The 18,314-nt window shown below is 68.0% G+C and carries 22 protein-coding genes and 1 pseudogene; 12 read left to right on the top strand and 11 right to left on the bottom strand.

The window, feature by feature from the left end; all coding sequences use genetic code 11:
• Window positions 1-5: 5 nt before the first annotated feature.
• From AC0GNO_RS15795 to AC0GNO_RS15780, 4 genes are all read right to left on the bottom strand, one after another.
• Window positions 6-272 (bottom strand): CopG family antitoxin, encoded by a 267-nt coding sequence (locus tag AC0GNO_RS15795; RefSeq protein WP_472904628.1) that lies wholly within the window; start codon window positions 270-272, stop codon window positions 6-8.
• Window positions 259-552, bottom strand: coding sequence for a BrnT family toxin (locus AC0GNO_RS15790; protein WP_472904627.1), 294 nt, complete (start codon window positions 550-552; stop codon window positions 259-261). The genes AC0GNO_RS15795 and AC0GNO_RS15790 overlap by 14 nt, the downstream gene beginning before the upstream one ends.
• A gap of 104 nt (window positions 553-656) precedes the next feature.
• Window positions 657-3,881 carry a class I SAM-dependent DNA methyltransferase gene (locus AC0GNO_RS15785; protein ID WP_472904626.1) on the bottom strand — a complete coding sequence of 1,075 codons (3,225 nt, stop codon included), beginning with the start codon at window positions 3,879-3,881 and terminating at the stop codon, window positions 657-659.
• The gene (locus AC0GNO_RS15780; RefSeq protein WP_472904625.1) at window positions 3,854-4,339 is read right to left on the bottom strand and encodes a type IIL restriction-modification enzyme MmeI; all 486 of its coding nucleotides are present in this window, start codon (window positions 4,337-4,339) and stop codon (window positions 3,854-3,856) included. The genes AC0GNO_RS15785 and AC0GNO_RS15780 overlap by 28 nt, the downstream gene beginning before the upstream one ends.
• A 129-nt stretch (window positions 4,340-4,468) precedes the next feature.
• On the opposite strand from AC0GNO_RS15780, the gene AC0GNO_RS15775 reads away from it, so the two are divergent.
• Window positions 4,469-5,647, top strand: coding sequence for an MFS transporter (locus AC0GNO_RS15775; protein ID WP_472904624.1), 1,179 nt, complete (start codon window positions 4,469-4,471; stop codon window positions 5,645-5,647).
• A gap of 12 nt (window positions 5,648-5,659) precedes the next feature.
• Here the strand turns inward: AC0GNO_RS15775 and AC0GNO_RS15770 are convergent, their stop codons facing one another.
• The 4 genes from AC0GNO_RS15770 to AC0GNO_RS15755 all read right to left on the bottom strand — a co-directional run bounded on the left by AC0GNO_RS15770 (window position 5,660) and on the right by AC0GNO_RS15755 (window position 8,402).
• Window positions 5,660-6,706: a DMT family transporter gene (locus tag AC0GNO_RS15770; RefSeq protein ID WP_472904623.1), complete on the bottom strand. Its 1,047-nt coding sequence runs from the start codon at window positions 6,704-6,706 to the stop codon at window positions 5,660-5,662.
• Window positions 6,706-7,056 (bottom strand): DUF6488 family protein, encoded by a 351-nt coding sequence (locus tag AC0GNO_RS15765; protein WP_472904622.1) that lies wholly within the window; start codon window positions 7,054-7,056, stop codon window positions 6,706-6,708. Before AC0GNO_RS15765 ends, AC0GNO_RS15770 begins: the two co-directional genes overlap by 1 nt.
• 49 nt (window positions 7,057-7,105) lie before the next feature.
• Window positions 7,106-7,894: a HupE/UreJ family protein gene (locus tag AC0GNO_RS15760; protein WP_472904621.1), complete on the bottom strand. Its 789-nt coding sequence runs from the start codon at window positions 7,892-7,894 to the stop codon at window positions 7,106-7,108.
• A gap of 112 nt (window positions 7,895-8,006) precedes the next feature.
• Window positions 8,007-8,402: a hypothetical protein gene (locus AC0GNO_RS15755; RefSeq protein WP_472904620.1), complete on the bottom strand. Its 396-nt coding sequence runs from the start codon at window positions 8,400-8,402 to the stop codon at window positions 8,007-8,009.
• Between the two features lie 79 nt (window positions 8,403-8,481).
• Here AC0GNO_RS15755 and AC0GNO_RS15750 point away from each other — a divergent pair, with 79 nt between their 5' ends.
• From AC0GNO_RS15750 to AC0GNO_RS15740, 3 genes are all read left to right on the top strand, one after another.
• Entirely contained in the window at window positions 8,482-8,793 is a 312-nt protein-coding gene (locus AC0GNO_RS15750; protein WP_472904619.1) for a hypothetical protein, read from the top strand.
• Between the two features lie 93 nt (window positions 8,794-8,886).
• On the top strand, window positions 8,887-10,209 hold the full coding sequence (locus AC0GNO_RS15745; protein ID WP_472904618.1) for a hemolysin family protein: 1,323 nt from the start codon (window positions 8,887-8,889) through the stop codon (window positions 10,207-10,209).
• Complete coding sequence (locus tag AC0GNO_RS15740) at window positions 10,206-10,640, top strand: hypothetical protein (RefSeq protein WP_472904617.1); 435 nt, start codon at window positions 10,206-10,208, stop codon at window positions 10,638-10,640. The genes AC0GNO_RS15745 and AC0GNO_RS15740 overlap by 4 nt, the downstream gene beginning before the upstream one ends.
• 107 nt (window positions 10,641-10,747) lie before the next feature.
• Here the strand turns inward: AC0GNO_RS15740 and AC0GNO_RS15735 are convergent, their stop codons facing one another.
• Window positions 10,748-11,620: an energy transducer TonB gene (locus AC0GNO_RS15735; protein WP_472904616.1), complete on the bottom strand. Its 873-nt coding sequence runs from the start codon at window positions 11,618-11,620 to the stop codon at window positions 10,748-10,750.
• A 106-nt stretch (window positions 11,621-11,726) separates the two neighbouring features.
• On the opposite strand from AC0GNO_RS15735, the gene AC0GNO_RS15730 reads away from it, so the two are divergent.
• On the top strand, window positions 11,727-11,930 hold the full coding sequence (locus AC0GNO_RS15730; protein WP_472904710.1) for a hypothetical protein: 204 nt from the start codon (window positions 11,727-11,729) through the stop codon (window positions 11,928-11,930).
• Window positions 11,931-11,934: 4 nt separating this feature from the next.
• Here the strand turns inward: AC0GNO_RS15730 and AC0GNO_RS15725 are convergent, their stop codons facing one another.
• On the bottom strand, window positions 11,935-12,141 hold the full coding sequence (locus AC0GNO_RS15725; RefSeq protein ID WP_290967901.1) for a ribbon-helix-helix protein, CopG family: 207 nt from the start codon (window positions 12,139-12,141) through the stop codon (window positions 11,935-11,937).
• Between the two features lie 47 nt (window positions 12,142-12,188).
• The gene (locus tag AC0GNO_RS15720) at window positions 12,189-12,533 is read right to left on the bottom strand and encodes a hypothetical protein (RefSeq protein ID WP_472904615.1); all 345 of its coding nucleotides are present in this window, start codon (window positions 12,531-12,533) and stop codon (window positions 12,189-12,191) included.
• Between the two features lie 175 nt (window positions 12,534-12,708).
• Between AC0GNO_RS15720 and AC0GNO_RS15715 the strand changes: the two genes are divergently transcribed.
• The 7 genes and pseudogenes from AC0GNO_RS15715 to AC0GNO_RS15685 all read left to right on the top strand — a co-directional run bounded on the left by AC0GNO_RS15715 (window position 12,709) and on the right by AC0GNO_RS15685 (window position 18,214).
• Window positions 12,709-13,158 (top strand): hypothetical protein, encoded by a 450-nt coding sequence (locus AC0GNO_RS15715; RefSeq protein ID WP_472904614.1) that lies wholly within the window; start codon window positions 12,709-12,711, stop codon window positions 13,156-13,158.
• Window positions 13,148-13,942, top strand: coding sequence for a fused MFS/spermidine synthase (locus AC0GNO_RS15710; RefSeq protein WP_472904613.1), 795 nt, complete (start codon window positions 13,148-13,150; stop codon window positions 13,940-13,942). The genes AC0GNO_RS15715 and AC0GNO_RS15710 overlap by 11 nt, the downstream gene beginning before the upstream one ends.
• 56 nt (window positions 13,943-13,998) lie before the next feature.
• Window positions 13,999-14,267: pseudogene (locus AC0GNO_RS15705) on the top strand (isocitrate/isopropylmalate family dehydrogenase); the annotation flags it as partial.
• Between the two features lie 218 nt (window positions 14,268-14,485).
• Window positions 14,486-15,112, top strand: coding sequence for a TetR/AcrR family transcriptional regulator (locus AC0GNO_RS15700; RefSeq protein ID WP_472904612.1), 627 nt, complete (start codon window positions 14,486-14,488; stop codon window positions 15,110-15,112).
• The gene (locus tag AC0GNO_RS15695; RefSeq protein ID WP_472886748.1) at window positions 15,109-16,305 is read left to right on the top strand and encodes an efflux RND transporter periplasmic adaptor subunit; all 1,197 of its coding nucleotides are present in this window, start codon (window positions 15,109-15,111) and stop codon (window positions 16,303-16,305) included. Before AC0GNO_RS15700 ends, AC0GNO_RS15695 begins: the two co-directional genes overlap by 4 nt.
• Window positions 16,302-17,492, top strand: coding sequence for an ABC transporter permease (locus AC0GNO_RS15690; protein ID WP_472904611.1), 1,191 nt, complete (start codon window positions 16,302-16,304; stop codon window positions 17,490-17,492). The genes AC0GNO_RS15695 and AC0GNO_RS15690 overlap by 4 nt, the downstream gene beginning before the upstream one ends.
• On the top strand, window positions 17,489-18,214 hold the full coding sequence (locus tag AC0GNO_RS15685; protein ID WP_472886746.1) for an ABC transporter ATP-binding protein: 726 nt from the start codon (window positions 17,489-17,491) through the stop codon (window positions 18,212-18,214). The genes AC0GNO_RS15690 and AC0GNO_RS15685 overlap by 4 nt, the downstream gene beginning before the upstream one ends.
• Window positions 18,215-18,314: the final 100 nt, after the last annotated feature.

Here is an 18,314-nt window from a genome sequence, read left to right as displayed (position 1 = left end):
GCGGCTCAGCGCTCGGCCAGCCGCCCCGTCACGTACTTGTGCAGCACGCTGGCAATGAGCGTCTGGTAGGGCATGCCCTGCTCCAGCGCCTTCACCTGAATGTCCTGCAAGTCGCCGGACGACAGGCGGATGTTCACCCGCTTGTCTTTCAAGGCGGTGGCGCGTGCCGCCGCCTTGAACTTCGCCAGTTCGGCCTTGGTGGCCACCGACTTCAGCGCGCCCTTATCGAAAGCGGCCAGCAGCTCGGTTTCGTAAGCATCAGTCTTGGGCATGGGGATCATCCTGTTTCAAATAGTCGCGGGTGGCCTTGCGGCTGGGAATGACGGTTTTGAGGAAATAGTGATCGGCTTGTTCCACAAACGGCACCAGATACGCGTACCCCTCAGACGCCACCACCAGCACCCGCTGGTTCGGGTATTTCGCCGGGTTCGGGTGGGCCAGTATGTCGAGCAGGCCACCAGCCTCCACCGCCACCACCATCTGTTCAAACGAGATGCCCCGTTCGTGCTGCAGCTGCTCGTTTTTCTCCGGTCCCCAGCGAAATGGTTTCATGGCCACGAGTCTAAAACAGTGTGTGCCTTTTGTCACCAATCGAATTCACTGTCCAAGCACCAGATGCCTGTGTGGTCACACACTGTGACCACCTCGCGACGGGCTCACCCCCGCCAGCCGCCGCCCTCTTGCCGCGCGCGGCCCAGGGCTTCGAGGGTGTCGAGGATGCGGGGCAGGCCCTTCTTCCAGGGGCCTTTGCCTTTGAAGCTGGCTTCAATGGCCGGCAGCGGCAGCGGCGCGGGGCTGGCGCCCAGCAGCTGTGCCACGGCGCGCACCTGCTCGGGCAGGGTGGACGGCCAGGGCTGGGTGGTGGCTGTGGCAACAGTCCTGGGTGCGGCTTCCCCGCCTGAGCCTGCGCCGGCATCCGCCTCCACGGTCTCGGCTTCGTCGGCGCGGGCTTCGGCCTCGGCTTGGGTCTCCACACCGGCGATGCCGGCTTGCCCGGGCTGCGGCGCCAGGGCCGCAACGGCGGCCGCGCGCCGCGCCGGGTCCTGGAACTCGGGGCGCAGCCAGCGCACGGTGCCCGCCGCTTCTTCGGCGGCGCGTTTCGCGTTCAGCGCCACCAGCCGTTCCAGCAGGGTTTCCGTCCACGCAGCGCGGGCCGCTTCGTCGCTCCACGGCACGGCGCCCAGGTCGCTCCAGCCGTAGGCCTGCAGCACGGCGGCGTCCAGCTCGTCGTGCAGGCTCTGCAGCACGCTCACCAGGCCCTGCTCGTGCAGCGCCTTGTCTTTGGCCGTGAGCGCTTCGCCGCGGCGCAGTTTGTCGAGCACGTTGTAGAGCCCCGTGAGCGTGACGCTCTCAAACGCCGCCTGCCGCGCCTTGCGGTGCGCGTCCAGCTGTTCGGCGATCTGGCGGATGCGCTCGGCCAGCTCGGGAGTGAGGCCGGTGTCGTCGCTGGGGAAGGGGAAGGTTTCGAAGCAGCGCGACTTGTTGTAAACGGGATCGTTACCCACGCCCATTCGGCCACCGGCAGCCAGCGACCATTCAACATGCACTTGACTTGAGAGAACGCCGAGATTTACCGCATCGTCCGTGGCGATGGCGATGAGCTTGTGATCAGGCAGCACCGACGCATCCAGAAATTGAAACGTGCGGTGCTTGGCGGTTTCGACGGTGGCGATGTAGCGGTGAAGACCCGCTTGCGCAACGCGCATGTCTGCACGGGCTCGCCCATGCAACCACCACCGTTCGCGAAAACCTTGGTCTCGGTTGGCATCCCTTTCGGGCTTCACGTTGTCCACCAAGTGCTGGTACACAGCGGGCGCCCGGTCGCGAAGTTCGTCAGCGCTCCAGCCGTTGGTGTCGATCACATAGACACCACGGGGGGAGCTGGTGAGATCGCGGCCGTTTCGGTAATCGCGGACAAGACGCTGTGCCGTCGCAGCGTCCAGACCCGCACGCAGGCGCTCGGCGGTGTCGGGTTCGACGATGAAACCCGATCCAGCCAACATGGCGCCCATGCTGGTGATGCCCCGCATGGCTTGAAGAACTTTTGCGCCCGCCACATTGGCACCGACACGCAGGTCGGCATGGAGCAGGCCGCGTCGCTCTTCAAGCAGCACCTCGACCTCCTCACTTTCTGTTTCGCGCTCTTCACTCACGGAAAGCAACCGCCCTTCTTCTTCGGCTGCGGTGCCCACACTCATGGCGATGCGCACCGCAGCACCCTGCGCGCTGTCCACCCACGGGTGGTCGGGCACGGCGAAGGCGAGTGTGAGCGGGTTCTTGTTGGCGCCAAGGTGTGACTCGAGCACGCGGCGGTTGAAGGTCTGGCGCAGACTGTTGGTGGTGATGAAGCCGAAACGCCGCGTTGCTCCGGCACGCACGAGCGATGCGGCGTGATCCCACCAGTACATGACGAAGTCGGCGCTGTCCGGCACGTCCTTCCAGGTGTTGCGCAGGGCTTCCACATAGCCATCACCCAGCGCCTCGCGCAGCTTGAGCTTGCCAATAAACGGCGGGTTCCCCACGATGAATTCGGCCGCCGGCCATTCGGCGGGGCGCGGGTTCACGTAAGCCCACTGCGGCACCTGCGCGGCTTCGTCGGGCACGGGTTCGCCCGTCACCGGGTGCGGCTTGAAGCTCACGCCGTCCCAGCGGGTGATCGTTTTACCTTCGGCGTCGAGCGCGGGCTCGGCCCGGTCGTAGGCGAGCACGGCGTCGCGGTTTTCGATGTTGCCGTAGTCGTGCACCACGGGCTCGGCCACGCTGGCGAGGCCGCGGGTGCGCACATGCCATTGCAGCCAGCCGATCCACAACACGAGCTCGGCCAGGGCGGCGGCGCGCTGGTTGAGTTCGATGCCGCGCAGCTGCTGCAGGGTGACGGTTTCGCCTTCGAGGCCGAGGCGGTCCTGAGTTTCACCGAGCGCTTCGAGCTGGTTCATCACCTCGCCTTCGAGGCGCTTCAGGTGTTCCAGCGTCACGTACAGAAAGTTGCCGCTGCCGCAGGCCGGGTCGAGCACGCGGGTGGTGCAGAGCTGGTGGTGGAAACGGCGCAGTTCGGCGCGGGCTTCTTCCAGTTTGGCTTCGCGCTTCTTGCCGTCGAGCTGGTCGGCCTCGCGCGCCAGCACCACGGCGGCGGCCTGGGCGTTGGCCCAGTCGGCGCGCAGCGGCTCCACCACGGTGGGCAACACCAGGCGCTCCACGTAGGCGCGCGGCGTGTAGTGGGCGCCGAGGGCGTGGCGCTCGGTGGGGTCGAGCGCGCGCTCCAGCAGGGTGCCGAAGATGGCGGGCTCCACCTCCTGCCAGTTGGCCCGGGCGGCGCGCAGCAGGCCGTCGATCTGCGCGGTGCTGAGCGGGAGCACGTAGCCGTCCACCCCCGCGCCCTTGAAGAGCTTGCCGTTGAAGCGCAGCACGTCGCGCGCGATGGCGGCGTTGAAGCCGCCCACGTCCATGCCCTGCCAGAACACCTTGAGCATCTGCACCAGGGTGGCGGGCTGTTCGCGGTATGCCTTGAGCAGGTGCACGAAGCTGCCGCTGCCGTCGGCGTGGGCGGGCAGCAGGCCCACGTCTTCGGCAAACATGCTGAAGAGGCAGCGGGTGAGGAAGGCGGCCACGGGCTGGGGCGCGTGGCCGGCGGCCTCCAGGCTCCTGGCCAGCTCGGCCAGCTCGGCGGCCACGGCGCGCGTGACCTTGGCGCTGATGCGCGAAGGGTCGAGGCTGAGCGGGTCGGTCCACAGCGCCTTGAGCCGCGCGCGCACCGCCGGCTGCGCCAGCTGCTCCAGGCGGATGCGGTGGCTGCGCGGATCGGGGAAGGGCGTGTAGGTGGCGCCGGAGCGGGTGAACTCGGCGTAGAGCTCGATCACGTGGCCGACATCGACCACCACCACGAAGGGCGGGCGGCCTTCTGCGGCGGGCAGCGCGCGGGCAGCGCGCGGGCGTAGTTTTCGGCCTGGGTGCGGGCGCGCAGCAGGGCGTCGTCGAAGGCTTTGGTGGTGACGGGCGGGGTGTCGGGGGTCTGCTGCGCCTGCACGCCGGCCGTCTTGCCAAGCTTGAGCTTCTTGCTCTCCCAGACGAAATGGCCGCGTTTGTAGCAGTCCACCCGGCCGGCGCTGGTGGAGCCGTCGCCGTGCTGGAAGGTGATGGGGCGCTCGAACATGTAGCTCTGTTCGGGCGTGGGGTGCGGCGCTTCGACGCCCAGCAGCTCACAGAGCTGGATGACGAAGCTCTGCGAAGTGGACAGCTCGGAAGCGGTGACGCCCTTCCACCGGTGGATGAAGGCCTGGGCGGCGCTGTCGGTGCCAGTGTCGGCGGTGGCGGGGTTCCCTGGGGTGTTTTTGTGCGGCATGGCCCGGATGATAGAAGCCGGGCGGGGGCTGGCCTGGCTGGCTCGGTTTTCCGTCGATGGATAGGATGTGGGCATCGCCATGTCTGGTGTTGCTGCCACGCTGAAACAAACCGACCACTCACACGCGTCATGAACAAGTCAGGCCCTTCCAAACCACGGCTGCCCACCGCCATCTGGGTGCTGGGCTTCGTGAGCCTGCTGATGGACATTTCATCCGAGATGGTGCACAGCCTGCTGCCGCTGTTCATGGTGGGCACGCTGGGCGCGAGCGCCCTGGTGGTCGGGCTGATCGAGGGGCTGGCCGAGGCGACCGCACTGATCGTCAAGGTGTTCTCGGGCGTGCTGAGCGACTGGTGGGGGAAACGCAAGTGGCTCGCGGTGTTCGGCTACGCCCTGGGCGCGCTGACCAAGCCGCTGTTTGCGCTGGCGCCGGGCATCGGCACCGTGCTGACGGCGCGCCTGCTCGACCGCGTGGGCAAGGGCGTGCGCGGCGCACCGCGCGACGCGCTGGTGGCCGACATCGCGCCGCCCGACATGCGCGGCGCAGCCTTCGGCCTGCGTCAGTCGCTCGACACGGTGGGCGCCTTCCTCGGCCCGCTGCTGGCGGTGGGCCTGATGCTGCTGTGGGCCAACGACTTCCGGGCGGTGTTCTGGGTGGCGGTGGTGCCGGGGGTGCTGGCGGTGGCGCTGCTGATGCTGGGCGTGCGCGAGCCCGACCGACCGGCTGGCCTGCGGCGCAGCAACCCGATCCGGCGCGAGAACCTGCGCCGCCTGGGCAGCGCCTACTGGTGGGTGGTGGGCCTGGGCGCGGTGTTCACGCTGGCGCGCTTCAGCGAGGCCTTTCTGGTGCTGCGCGCCGCGCAGAGTGGTGTGCCGGTGGCCCTGGTCCCGCTGGTGATGGTGGCGATGAACCTGGTCTACGCGGCGTCGGCCTACCCCTTTGGCCGCCTGTCCGACCGCATGGACCACCGGACGCTGCTGGCGCTGGGCCTGGCGGTGCTGATCGTGGCCGACCTGGTGCTGGCGGTCAACGCGCACTGGACCACGCTGCTGGCCGGCGTGGCGTTGTGGGGTCTGCACATGGGCATGACGCAGGGCCTGCTGGCGACCATGGTGGCCGACACGGCACCGGCCGATCTGCGCGGCACGGCTTTCGGCTTCTTCAATCTGGTCAGCGGTGTGGCCCTGCTGCTGTCCAGCGCCATCGCCGGCCTGCTGTGGGACCAGCTGGGCGCCTCATTCACCTTCTACGCCGGGGCAGCGTTCAGCGGCCTGGCCTTGCTGGGGCTGGCATTGCGACGGCGCTGAACAGCGCCCCGCTCAGTGGGGGTGCCGGTGGTGCACGTCGGGCGCGTGCGGGTGGCTGTGGTGCAGCGTGCCGTGGTGGTGCGGGTGGCTGTGCGGGCCGACGGGCATGGGGCTGTGGCTGTGCAGGTGGTGGCCATCGTCGTGGGTGTGGGCATGTTCGTGATCCATGGCCTCGTGATCGTGGTCGTGGCCGTGGTCTTCTGCCAGGTGGATCAGCACCCCGGCCACCATGAGCCCGCCGCCCGCGAGCAGCAGCCCGCTGGCCGCGCGCTCGCCCAGCGCGAACGCACCCAGGGCGCCGATGAAGGGCGCGAACGCAAACACCGAACCGGTGCGCGCGGCGCCAAAGCTGCGCTGCGCCAGCAAATAGAAGCGCAGGCTCAGGCCGTAGCCGGTGGCGCCCACGGCGATCAGGGCCAGCGCAGCGGGCAGCGGCGGCAGCGGCTCGCCCCAAACCAGCGCGAGCGCGGTGGTGACGCTGGCGCCCAGCGCGGCTTTGACCAGCACCACCTGCCCCGGGTCGCGCTCGGCCACGCCGCGCGAGAGCGTGTTGTCCACCCCCCAGGCCACGGTGGCCACGGCCACGGCGAGCAGGCCCATCAGTTCGACCTGGCCGGTCAGGCCCTGGTCGATCACCAGCAGCGCGCCGCCGGCCAGCAGCAGTGCCACGGCGGTCTTGACGCGGCCGTCCAGCACCTCGCCGTACCAGCGCCAGGCCAGCACCGCCGTGAACACGGCTTCGAGCGTGAGCAGCAGCGAGGCGCTGGCGCCACTGGTGCGCTGCAGGCCCCAGGCCAGCGCCACCGGGCCGATGACAGCTCCCGCCGCCACCATGGCCAGCAGGCGCGGTGCATCGCTGCGGCGCAGCGGCGCTTCGACCCCCGCGCCCCGGCGCTGGAACAGGGCCACCAGCGCGGCGCCGGCGTAGAGCAGCGCGGCGGTGCTGAACGGGCCGAGGCCCTGACCGAAACGCTGCACCAGCGGCGTGCTCAGGCCAAACAGGGCGGCGGCCAGCAGGGCCAGCGCGCCGCCGCGCAAGACGGGCGACGCGTTTTGCATCACTGCCCGGTGTGGTTGGCGGCGATGAAGTTACCGGGCTGCGAGAAGAAGATATAGAGCGTCTGCTTGGCCGCGTCGGCTACGGCAGGGTTCTTGAACGACACCTTCCACTCTTTGCCTTTCTTGCCGTCCACCAACTCGGCCTTGTCTTGCTTGACGGCTTGCCAGGAGGCGTCGAGCTTGCCAGCCTTGACCAGCGAGGCCTTGCGCTGCGATGCGCAGTCGGTGACCACGGCTTCGGTGGCGGGCTTGGTGCCGTGGAAATGGCAGCTGCTGCCTTCGGCGGCCAGCGCAGCGGGGGCGGCGATGAGGGTGGAGACCAGGGCGGCGGCGATGGCGAGGGATTTCATGGGGAGTCCTTTCGGGGGTTGGATAGAGAGGGCATGAGAATGGGAAAGATCAGAGTCCGTCACGGCTGGTGTCTTGTGTGTTTTCAACATCGAGGTCTTCGTGGGCGTGGCGGTGTTCGGCGGCGGGGAAACGGAAGCTGTCGGGCGCCACGTCGTGCTGGTAGCCGTGCAGCTGCATGAACAACAGGTAGACACCAGCGTAGAGCAGCCCCAGGTTGGCCATGTAGGCAAAGCGCTTGAACGACGGACGGTGCCGCCACAGCGAGAGCGCGCCCACCATCACCACCAGCGCGGCGATCTGGCCCAGCTCAACGCCCACGTTGAAGCTGAGGATGCGCCCGAGCATGGCCATCGGGTCGTCGCCCAGCGGCAGCTGCTGCAACCGGGTGGACAGGCCAAAGCCGTGCAGCAGACCGAAGCCGAACACCATCCACAGCAGGTTGGGCGAGGCCATCTGGAAGTGCTTCTGGAAGCCGCCGTTGTTGTCGAAAGCCTTGTACATGACGCTGACGGCGATGATGGCGTCGATGAGGTAGTAGTTCCAGGTGATCTTGAAGTAGGTGGCAAAGATCAGGGTGATGCAATGCCCCAGTGTGAAGATCGAGACGAACTTGACCACGTCTTTGAACGAGGCCAGGAAGAACACCACACCGAAAAGGAACAGCAGGTGGTCGTAGCCGGTGAGCATGTGGCTGGCGCCCAGGCCCACGTACTGGAGGTAACCGCCGTCGAGCATGCGCTGTCGGTCGGCGTCTGAAATGCCGTGGGCCAGGGCGGCCAGCGGCGCGAGGGCGAGCGACAGCCAGATGGCCGCGCTTCGCAAGCGGGAAACATGCATGGAAAAATCCTGTGGGTCTGATGGAGAAGCCGGCCGCAGTGCCTGCGGAACGGGCCACCTCGCGCAAGCAGCGCCGCGCGCGGCTGGGCGCCACGCAGGCGCCCGGGAAACATCAGACGAGGGACCTGGGAGGCCGCAGCCAGCTGTCGGGATCGGCCGAGGGTGGCTGGACCGGCGTCCATGCCCGGGGAGCGCTGCGCGGCAGCGTTGGCACAGGCAGCGCCGCCGCCACGGGCAGGCCCTGGAACTGCACGCCCTCGCTGGCGTGCGAGTGGTGGGGACCGTGGTCGTCGCCGCTGGGCGCGTCGTCCATCATCAGCGTGGGGTCGAGGTCGTGGCCCAGCGCCCCGTGTGGGTCGAGGTGCTGGTGGTGACCATGGTCAATCGCATGGGCCACCTCGTGCGCCAGCCGCTCGGCCTGGCCGGCCCGCTGGGCGGGCAGCGCCCACACCACGGACTGCAGCAGCAGACCGAACAACAGGACCCAGGTGGTGAGGACGGATTTCACAAGGGCGGATTCTATCGACGCATACCCGATCTGGCGCCCGGCAAGGCGATCAAAACCAACCCATTTCTATAATCGCCCCATGTTGCGCCGGCTCCTCATCGCCTTGTTTGCTCTGCATTTCCTGCTGAGCCTGGGCGGTTTTACGCTTCACATGCCCTCGCCGGCGCTCACCGAGTCCGCGCTGACGGCCGACGCGGACGGGCTGAACTCCAGCATCCAGCACGGCCTGACCGACGACGCCCCCGACGTGCCCGACGGCCCGGCGCGTGTCATGCCGGTCATCAGGCTGTCCCTCGCGCCGCTGCCGGCGACACCCTGGGTTTTCAGGACCCGGGACGACCCACTCCCCGTGGGTCTGGACCGACCTCCCCAGCGCACCACGCGCGCCTGACCTCAGGCGCGGCGCCCGCCCGCCTGCCTGCCATCCCCTTTGCCTCCCGGCCCGCTTCTGTGCGGGCGCCTCCCTTTGGACCCCGTTCCCACCATGGAAATCGCCTTACTGTTCGCGCTCATCTTGCTCAATGGCCTGTTCGCCATGTCCGAGATCGCGCTGGTCACCGCCCGCAAAGTGCGCCTGCAAAAACTCATCGACGAAGGCGACCGCTCTGCAGCCGCCGCCGTCAAGCTGGGCGAAGATCCCACGCGATTCCTCTCCACCATCCAGATCGGCATCACCTCCATCGGCGTGCTCAACGGCATCGTGGGCGAGGCCGCGCTGGCCGCGCCGCTGGCCGTCTGGATGGTGACTGTGGGCGTGCCCGGGCAATACAGCCAGCTCGCCGCCACCGGCCTGGTCGTGGTGCTCATCACCTACTTCTCCATCGTGGTGGGTGAACTCGTGCCCAAGCGCATCGGCCAGTCCAACCCCGAGCTGCTCGCACGCCTCGTGGCGCGCCCCATCAACTGGCTGGCCATGGCGACCAAACCCTTCGTGGTGCTGCTCTCGCTCTCCACCAAAGGTCTGTTGCGCGTGCTCGGCATCCAGCAGGGCAACGCCAACGCCGTGACCGAGGAAGAGATCCACGCCATGCTCGCAGAGGGCACGAGCGCGGGCGTGATCGAGTCGCACGAACACACCATGGTGCGCAACGTGTTCCGGCTCGACGACCGGCAGATCGGATCCCTCATGGTGCCGCGCAGCGATGTCGTCGCGCTCGACCTGGAGCAGAGCTTTGAGGTCAACATGGCACGCGTCGAAGCCTCCGACCATGCGCGCTTTCCTGTGGTCCACGGCGGACTCAACAACGTGGCGGGGGTGGTCAACGCCCGCAAGTGGCTCTCGCAGGCGCTGCGCGGCAGTGATCGCGAACTGGCCACCCAGCCCATGGAAGAGCCGCTGTATGTACCCGAAACCATCACCGGCATGGAGCTGCTCGGCAACTTCCGTCAGTCGGGCGGGCAGATGGCGTTCGTCATCGACGAATATGGCGAAGTCCAGGGCATCGTGACGCTGCAAGACCTGATCGAGGCCATCACCGGCGAATTCAGCCCGCGCGACCCGGAAACCTCCTGGGCGATGCAGCGCGACGACGGCTCCTGGCTGCTCGACGGCCACATCCCCGTGCCCGAACTCAAGGACCGCCTGGCGCTGGACTCGGTGCCCGACGAAGAGCGTGGCCGCTACCACACGCTCAGCGGACTCATGATGCTGCTGACCGGTCGCCTGCCCAAGGAAGGCGACAAAGTCGAATGGGAAGAGTGGCGCTTCGAAATCGTGGACATGGACGGCCGCACCATCGACAAGGTGCTCGCCACCCACCTGGACCCGAACGCGCCTGAAAGCACCGACGAGGTGACCACCCCATGACCACGCGACGACCCTTCGCGCTCGCCGCCGCGGCGGCTGCGTGGCTCACCCTGAGCGCCTGCTCCGACGGCTATTTCGGCAAAGGCGACACGCTGCACCTGGAATACGGCATGAGCCAGCAGGCCACTCTGGAAGCCATGAACCAGATCGGACGCGGCAAGTATCTGGAAGCCCATGCCCGCTTCGCGCTGCTGGACGGTTGCATGCTGGAAGTGCACGCTCAAGGCCAGTTCGATGGCAAGGACTCCCGGGCCATCCTGCTGCCGGGCACCGAAGCCGCTCTGGAGAAGCCCCCTGGCGGCGAAACCTACAGCGTGAAGCTGAACAGCGCCACACCCGGCAGCCCCGATCACACCGTACTCAGGAGCGCACCCTGGGCCGAGGCCACCCAGATGAAATGGCTGCTCGACTACGTGCGGCGCTTCTGCTGACCACCCAGCGGCCAGCCCATTGAGCAGCTTTGTCACGCAGCGCTGGCGCGGCCGCATCGGCTGGCGCCGTCCTCTTGCCGCACGCGGCCCAAGACTTGGAGGCGCCCTCAGCGCCCCAGTTTGTGCGACCCCCATTGCTCCTGCTGGCGCTGGTCGTCGGCGGCTTCGGCTTCGATGCTGTCCTGGGGCAGCTGCTTGAGGCAGTCGGCCAGGGCCTGGGGGTCCAGCTTTTCAGGCTCGGTTTCTTCCGCTGGCGGGCCTTGCGGCGAGCGGCCGTCCCACACGAAGCGGTTGCCGCGCGGCGGCGGGTCGGGCAGGCAGTCGTTCTTGTAGAGCGGCGGCGACTCGGCGGTCCAGGCGTTGAAGACGATGGTCTTTTCAAAAATCAGGGGCTTGCCATTGGGCGTGGGCGGCAGCGGCGGCATCTGCCCGATGGCGGTGCGGGCGCGTTGTTCGATCTCTGCGGAGGTGGTCCACAGGGTGTCCAGCCGGGCCAGGGTTCCGCTGGGTGCGATCTCGATGCGGAAGCGCACGATGCCTTGCTCGGGGCCCTCGTGGGCGGTGCCCATCTGGCTGCGGACCTGTTGCCCCCAGTTGTGGCGGTAGCGCTTGCTGTTCTTGAGGGTGTAGGTGGCGGCCAGGGCCCATTCCTCGGCCGTGGGGGCCGGCGGCGCGTCCATGAAGGCCCGGGCGGGCGGGGGCGTGGCGGACTCGGGCTCGGGCTCGCGGGGCGTGGGCCGGTCGGGCTTGAGGAGGGGCGCCGGGGGCGGGGTGCTGACCGGCGGCGCAGGGGGCGGCTCGGCGGGCTGGATGTCTGCCAGGAAAACGACCGCTTCCTTGGGCGGCGCGCGATCCCGCACGGTCTGGTTGGAGGCCTGGATGATCAGCCCCACGGCGGCGAGGTGCAACGCCACCGACAGGCCCACGGCCCAGCGGCGGTGCTTGTGCGGGTGGGCGGGAGGGCCTTCAGAGCGGGTCAAGACGCACCTCGACCGCGCGCGATGGGTCAGCGAGGCGGGCCGCCGCCTGGCGATAGCGATCATTGTCGGCGAGCGCTTCCATCATGGCTTCGAACCCGGTGGGGCGGTGCGCTGGATCGCGGCGGCGGGTGCAGCGGCTTCGCCCCACCCGACCGGAGATGCCCACCGCCATCTGGGCTTCGTGAGCTTGCTGATGGACATTTCGTCCGAGATGGTGCACAGCCTGCTGCCGCTGTTCATGGTGGGCACACTGGGCGCGAGCGCCCTGGTGGTGGGTCTGATCGAGGGGCCGGCGCTGCGGCGGCGCTGAACGGTCAGACCGGGGTTTCGCTGTCTTCTTCGGCGGCTTGCGGCGCGGCGCCGCTGGGGATGAATCCCTCGCCGTGGCTGGCGAGGTAGTCGCGGATCAGTCGCCGCACGACCTGCGACGGGGTCACGTCCTGACGCGCACACAGGCTTTCGAAGGCTTTCTTCTTGGCGGGGTCGATCAGGACGGTGAGGCGGGCGGTTTTGAGCTCCATGTGTGCATTCTATGTAAATTGGATGTGCATGTATCCGGGGGCCGCCATCAGTAGCGCCCCATCCAGCGGCGGTCGAACGGTGATTCGGGCAGGGCTTCTTGCGGCGGGGCCGCTGCCTTGGGCGCCGTGTTGCCCGGTTGTACAGCCACCGGGACGGTCTCTTGAGCGGCTTGTCCGACCATGAACGAACGCCCCTCAAGTTCGGGATCGAGCACCAGCAGCACCTCACCAAAGTGAGGAAAGAGCACCCCGGCGAGCGACGAAGCGGCGGGCGATACCTCGCGCTGGGCAATGAGGTTGGCGGACTTCAGCGCATACCAGAGGCGCAGGTTGACGCGGACACAGCGCGGGTGCGTGGCGCGCAGGCTTCGTTCCAGGGCGGACAGCGACATGGTGGTGGACCTCTCTTCACACACGGTGGGGACGGGGACGTTCTGGCGTGTGCCGCTCGTGCGTCGAACGCTGCACACGGGATACTATGATCATCATATGATAATAATATGCACATTGAAAACGTACTATGGTCACATCATAGATGTGTCAAAAGCACATTGACCGGCTATCACCATGATTCAACACCTCACGCACAAGGTGCGCACCCGACGAGCGAACCGCCAGTTGGGCGGCTTGCTGGCGATCCCGCGCCACACCGCCCACCAGACGGGCGTGGTCACCGATCTGGGCATCAGCTTCCGGCCGATGGGAGAGGCCAGGGCCTGGTGGGTGGTGACGGCCTGGCTGGAGGACGGCTTTGTGCGCTGGTCGTCGCCCTGTCTGGACGAGAGCCATGAACACGCTGACATGCGGGCTTTTGAACGCCGGTTTGGCGACTGCGCCTGCACCCTGCCCGCGTTCATGCGCGCCATGAACTGGCTGGACGCCGTGTGTTTCGGTGCGGCCGATCTCGAATCGGTCCAGCGCGCCTGTGAGACCAACCCGGAATACGGCCTGATCTGCGAGGACGCGACGCGCCTTGAAGAAGCCCTGCTCAGGCCAGAAAGATCGCATGACCTTTGAGCACGAAACCACGTTCCGGCAGGCTGCTGTCAAAGCAGGCCTGACTTTGCGACATGTCCGGATCGAACACGAACGCTTTGAACGCGCACTGCGCTTCGGTGCAACCGATGTGCAAAGCGCGATGGACCTGCGCGCCCCCGACCGCCTGGTGCTGAACTACACGCGCCTGATGATGGGGTTCGTGCTGTTTCAGCCCCGTGCACGCCACATGCTGATGATCGGGCTGGGTGGGGGATCGCTGCCCAAGTTCTGCCACCGGCACTTTCCCGGCACCGACATCACGGTGGTCGAGATCGATCCGCGGGTGATGGCGCTGCGCGACCAGTTCGAGGTGCCGCCAGATCAGCAAGACTTCCGGGTGGTGCAGGCCGATGGTGCGGACTTCGTTGCTGCAATGGACGACGCGAGCTACGACGTCATCATGGTCGACGGGTTCAATGCCGATGACATGTCCCCGTCTCTGGGCACCCAGAACTTCTACGGCCATTGCGCGCGGCTGCTCACCACCGGGGGCGTCCTGGTCTGCAACCTGCATGAACTCGATCTGTATTTCGGCGCCTACCTGGAGCGCATAACCTTGAGCTTCAACGGAGAAACAGTGGCGGTGGCAGCGCGCGAGGGCGGCAACAGCATCGCGTTTGCGCGCAAGGGCATGGCCCTCTCCGCCCGCATGCCCAAGCACCTGCGATGTCCGTCGGGCATGTCGGAGCAGGCCTGGGCCGGCATCGAGGCCGAAGTGCACGACGTGTTGCGGGAGACGAAAAACCCGCTGGAGGCCTTTTGATCACCATCCTTGAAGCCAAGCGCTCAGGGCAGTTTGGCAAAGGTCGCCTGCTGCCCAACATCGGTGCAGACGCTGCCATCTTCGAAGCGGCCCACGGTTCAGCGCCCGACATCGCTGGCCAGGGGATCGCCAACCCCACAGCCCTGCCGCTGGCAGCCGCGATGGTGCTGGAGACCAGGTCAAACTCACGGAACAGGCCACGCACCGGCGTCAGGCGCTCGGTGCGACGCTGAACGTCGACACCATCCAGACAGGCGATCTGGGTGGCAAGGCCAGCACGGCGGAATTCACCAAGGCTTTGGTCAGCCGCATCGCGAACGGCTGAGCCAGTGAGGTGTTCAGCCGTTGCCCAGAGGGGCACATGGGCCGGATAGCAGCCAGAGGCCACCTCTCAGTGCCCATGTCGGTGGTGCACGTCGGGCGCGTGCGGGTGGCTGTGCTGCAGCGTGCCGTGGTGGTGCGGCATGGCCCGGATGGTAGACGCCGGGCATCGTCGGATTCTTCGCTTGAATATAAGTAATTACTCAATTACATTAATGACCCATGTCCACCAAACAACCCACGCAAACCCGCCAGGCCGAGCTGGTGGCCGCGGCGCTGGCGCTGGCCGCCGAGCGCAGCCCGGCCGAGGTGACCACCGGCGCGCTGGCGCAGGCGGTGGGTATCACGCAGGGCGCGGTGTTCCGCCATTTCGAGAGCAAGGAAGCGATCTGGCTGGCGGTGATCGACTTCGCCCACCAGGAGCTGCTGGCCCGCCTGCACGCGGCGGCGGCCGGGCAGCCGCTGGCGGCGCTGCGCGCGGTGTTCATGGCGCACGTGGATTTCGTGGTGGAGCAGCCGGGCGTGCCGCGGGTGATTTTTCAGGAGCTGCAGCACCCCGAGGACACGCCGCTGAAGGCGCGCGTGCGCGGGCTGATGCAGGCCTACCGCACGCTGCTCACCGGCCTGCTGCAACGGGCACAGGCGGCGCGGCTGCTGGCGCCGGGCACCGACCTGCAGGCGGCGGCGGTGCTGTTCATCGGCTCGGTGCAGGGGCTGGTGATGCAGTCGCTGCTGAGCGGCCAGGTGGGCGCGATGCGCGCGCTGGCGCCCGCCGTGTTTGACCTTTTTCAACAAGCGATTGCCGCGCCGACCGCAAAGGCCCGGCGCACCCAGGAGACCCCCGCATGAAGATGAACCCCCAAAACTCGCGCCGCCTGCTGCTGGGCGGGATGGCGCTGGCGCTGGTGGCCGCGCTGGCCTATGTGGCGCTGCGCACCGGGCCGCTGGCGCCGGTGAAGGTGCAGGTGGCCGAGGTGAAGAAGGGCAGCGTGAGCCCGGCCATTTTTGGCATCGGCCAGGTGGAGGCGCGGCGCAGCTGGATGGTGGGGCCGACGGTGGCCGGGCGCGTGCTGGGCGTGCAGGTGGACGTGGGCGAGGCGGTGCAACCCGGCCAGGCACTCGCCGAGATGGACCCGGTGGACCTGGACCAGCGGCTGGCGGCGCTGGACGCCTCGCTGGCCCGGGCACAGAGCACGCAGCAGGCGGCGGGCGCGCAGGTGAATGACGCACAGGCGCGGCGCGCGCTCGCAGCGGCGAACCTGAAACGCAACCAGGACCTGGCGAACCAGAACTTCATCAGTGCGGGCGCGCTGGAGGCGCGGGCACAGGAGGTGGCCTCGGCCAACGCGGGTGTGGCGGCGGCGCAGGCCAACCTGGGCGGCAGCGCGATGGACATCGCGCGGCTGCGCGCCGAACGCGCGGCGCTGGCGCAGCAGCGTGGCAACCTGAAACTGGTGGCGCCTGCCGCGGCGGTGGTGACCGCGCGCGACGCCGAGGCCGGCACCACGGTGGTGGCGGGCCAGGCGGTGCTGCGGCTGATGGACCCGGCCAGCCTGTGGGTGAAGCTGCGGGTGGACCAGGGCCGATCGGCCGGGCTGGCGCCGGGGCTGGTGGCGCGCATCGCCCTGCGTTCGCGCCCGGGCGAAACGCTGGCCGGCAAGGTGGCGCGCGTGGAAGCGCTGGCCGACAGCGTGACCGAAGAACGGCTGGCGATGGTGGCGTTTGACGCACTGCCCAGCGGCGTTTCTGTGGGGGAGATGGCGGAAGTGACCTTGCAGTTACCGGCTACGGCCGAGCGTCTGTTGCTGCCGAACGCGGCGGTGGTGCAGCACGAAGGGACAACCGGCGTCTGGCGCCTGAAGGACGGCGGGCTGGAGTTTGCTCCGGTGACGCTGGGCGTGCAGGGGCTGGACGGAACGGTGCAGGCGCTGGAAGGATTGAGTGAAGGCGACACCGTGGTGCTGTACAGCCAGAGCGCGCTCAAACCCGACGCGCGCATCGCGGTGGTGGAGCAGCTGGTGCCGGCGGGAGGCGCGAAGTGATCAGCCTGGCCGGGCGCGACATCCTGCACGGCTGGAGCAAGTACGTGCTGACCGGGCTGGGCCTGGGGCTGCTGATCGGCGTGACGCTGACGATGGCGGGCGTGTACCGCGGCATGGTGGACGACGCGCACGCGCTGCTGAGCAACAGCCGCGCCGACCTGTGGGTGGTGCAGAAGGACACGCAGGGGCCGTACGCCGAGTCGTCGAGCATCAAGGACGACGTGGTGCGCAGCGTGCGCGGCATGCCCGGCGTGGCGGCCGCGGCCAACGTGGCCTACCTCACCATGCAGGTGCAGAAAGACGGACAGGACAACCGGGTGATGGTGGTGGGCATGGAGCCCGGCATGCCGGGTGCACCCGGCTACCTGGTGGCCGGACGCCACCCCACGCGCAGCCACTACGAGGCGGTGGCCGACGTGAAGACCGGCTTCCAGCTGGGCGAGACGGTGCGCATCCGCCGCCACGACTACGCGGTGGTGGGGCTGACGCGGCGCATGGTGTCGTCGGGAGGCGACCCGATGCTGTTCGTGCCGCTGAAGGACGCGCAGGAAACCCAGTTCCTGAAAGACAACGACGCCATCGTCAACGACCGCGCGCGCACCGCGGCCAACCCGGCCTTCAACCGGCCGGGCAGCCCCGGCCTGCTGGAGGCGGTGCAGAACCTGCAGACCAGCAGCCGCAGCGTGAACGCGGTGCTGGTGCAGATCGCGCCGGGCTTCACGCCCGAGCAGGTGGCCGAGCCGATACGGCGCTGGAAGCACCTGAGCGTGTACACACGCGACGGCATGGAAGACATCCTGGTGGTGAAGCTGATCGCCAACTCGGCGAAACAGATCGGCATGTTTCTGGTCATCCTCGCCATCGTCAGCGCGGCCATCGTGGCTTTCATCATCTACACCATGACCATGGGCAAGCTGCGCGAGATCGCGGTGCTCAAGCTCATCGGCACGCGCGACCGCACCATCGCCGTCATGATCCTGCAGCAGGCGCTGGGCCTGGGGCTGATCGGCTTTGCCGTGGGCAAGGTGGCGGCCACGGTGTGGGGGCCGGCGTTCCCGAAATATGTGCTGCTGCTGCCCGGCGACGCGGTCACCGGCCTGGTGGTGACGCTGGTGATCTGCGCGCTGGCGAGCACGCTGGCGATCCGCGTCGCGCTCAAGGTGGATCCGGGCGAGGCGATCGGATGAACCCCATGAACACACCCCAACCCGGCGGCATCCTCATCGAAGGCCTGCGCAAGGTCTACGGCCACGGCGACACGGCCGTGGAAGCGCTCAAACACGTCAACATGCAGGTGAGCCCCGGCGAGGTGGTCGGCCTGGTCGGTCCCTCGGGCTCGGGCAAGAGCACGCTGCTGAAATGCCTGGGCGCGATCATCGAGCCCACCTCGGGGCGCATGACGCTGGGCAAGGATGTGATCTACGACAACGGCTGGAAGGTGAAGGACCTGCGCGCGCTGCGGCGCGACCGCATCGGCTTCGTGTTCCAGGCGCCCTACCTGATTCCCTTCCTGGACGTGACCGACAACGTGGCCTTGCTGCCCATGCTGGCGGGCATGCCCAATGCGAAGGCACGGGAACGCGCGCTGGAGCTGCTCACCGCGCTGGACGTGTCGCACCGCGCCAGGGCCGAGCCTTCGCAGCTCTCGGGCGGCGAGCAGCAGCGCGTGTCGATCGCGCGCGCGCTGGCCAACAAGCCGCCGGTGATCCTGGCCGACGAGCCCACCGCGCCGCTGGACAGCGAGCGCGCGCTGGGCGTGATGCGCATCCTGAACCAGATGGCGCAACACGCGCAGACCGCGATCATCGTGGTGACGCACGACGAGAAGATCATCCCGACCTTCAAGCGGATCTACCACATCCGCGACGGTCAGACGGTGGAAGAAGCCGGTGAAGGGCTCAGCCTGTAAGGCTTCACGGTCGTTCCACCCCCTGCGGGCTCAGGGGAAAACCACATCACCCATATGGGCTACCCGTCATCACCCTTTGCGGTGATAGACGGGCCGTGCG

This window comes from Hydrogenophaga sp. L310 (assembly GCF_055703065.1).
This window is presented reverse-complemented; position numbering and strand designations above follow the sequence as displayed.

Bases quoted from the DNA above. Each gene is read 5' to 3' on its own strand.
- AC0GNO_RS15700 (WP_472904612.1), top strand. From the start codon at position 14,486: ATGTCCACCAAACAACCCACGCAAACCCGCCAGGCCGAGCTGGTGGCC.
- AC0GNO_RS15685 (WP_472886746.1), top strand. From the start codon at position 17,489: ATGAACCCCATGAACACACCCCAACCCGGCGGCATCCTCATCGAAGGC.
- AC0GNO_RS15695 (WP_472886748.1), top strand. From the start codon at position 15,109: ATGAAGATGAACCCCCAAAACTCGCGCCGCCTGCTGCTGGGCGGGATG.
- AC0GNO_RS15770 (WP_472904623.1), bottom strand. From the start codon at position 6,706: ATGCAAAACGCGTCGCCCGTCTTGCGCGGCGGCGCGCTGGCCCTGCTG.
- AC0GNO_RS15795 (WP_472904628.1), bottom strand. From the start codon at position 272: ATGCCCAAGACTGATGCTTACGAAACCGAGCTGCTGGCCGCTTTCGAT.
- AC0GNO_RS15710 (WP_472904613.1), top strand. From the start codon at position 13,148: ATGACCTTTGAGCACGAAACCACGTTCCGGCAGGCTGCTGTCAAAGCA.
- AC0GNO_RS15740 (WP_472904617.1), top strand. From the start codon at position 10,206: ATGACCACGCGACGACCCTTCGCGCTCGCCGCCGCGGCGGCTGCGTGG.
- AC0GNO_RS15725 (WP_290967901.1), bottom strand. From the start codon at position 12,141: ATGGAGCTCAAAACCGCCCGCCTCACCGTCCTGATCGACCCCGCCAAG.
- AC0GNO_RS15745 (WP_472904618.1), top strand. From the start codon at position 8,887: ATGGAAATCGCCTTACTGTTCGCGCTCATCTTGCTCAATGGCCTGTTC.
- AC0GNO_RS15760 (WP_472904621.1), bottom strand. From the start codon at position 7,894: ATGCATGTTTCCCGCTTGCGAAGCGCGGCCATCTGGCTGTCGCTCGCC.
- AC0GNO_RS15750 (WP_472904619.1), top strand. From the start codon at position 8,482: ATGTTGCGCCGGCTCCTCATCGCCTTGTTTGCTCTGCATTTCCTGCTG.
- AC0GNO_RS15790 (WP_472904627.1), bottom strand. From the start codon at position 552: ATGAAACCATTTCGCTGGGGACCGGAGAAAAACGAGCAGCTGCAGCAC.
- AC0GNO_RS15780 (WP_472904625.1), bottom strand. From the start codon at position 4,339: ATGCCGCACAAAAACACCCCAGGGAACCCCGCCACCGCCGACACTGGC.
- AC0GNO_RS15715 (WP_472904614.1), top strand. From the start codon at position 12,709: ATGATTCAACACCTCACGCACAAGGTGCGCACCCGACGAGCGAACCGC.
- AC0GNO_RS15765 (WP_472904622.1), bottom strand. From the start codon at position 7,056: ATGAAATCCCTCGCCATCGCCGCCGCCCTGGTCTCCACCCTCATCGCC.
- AC0GNO_RS15775 (WP_472904624.1), top strand. From the start codon at position 4,469: ATGAACAAGTCAGGCCCTTCCAAACCACGGCTGCCCACCGCCATCTGG.
- AC0GNO_RS15720 (WP_472904615.1), bottom strand. From the start codon at position 12,533: ATGTCGCTGTCCGCCCTGGAACGAAGCCTGCGCGCCACGCACCCGCGC.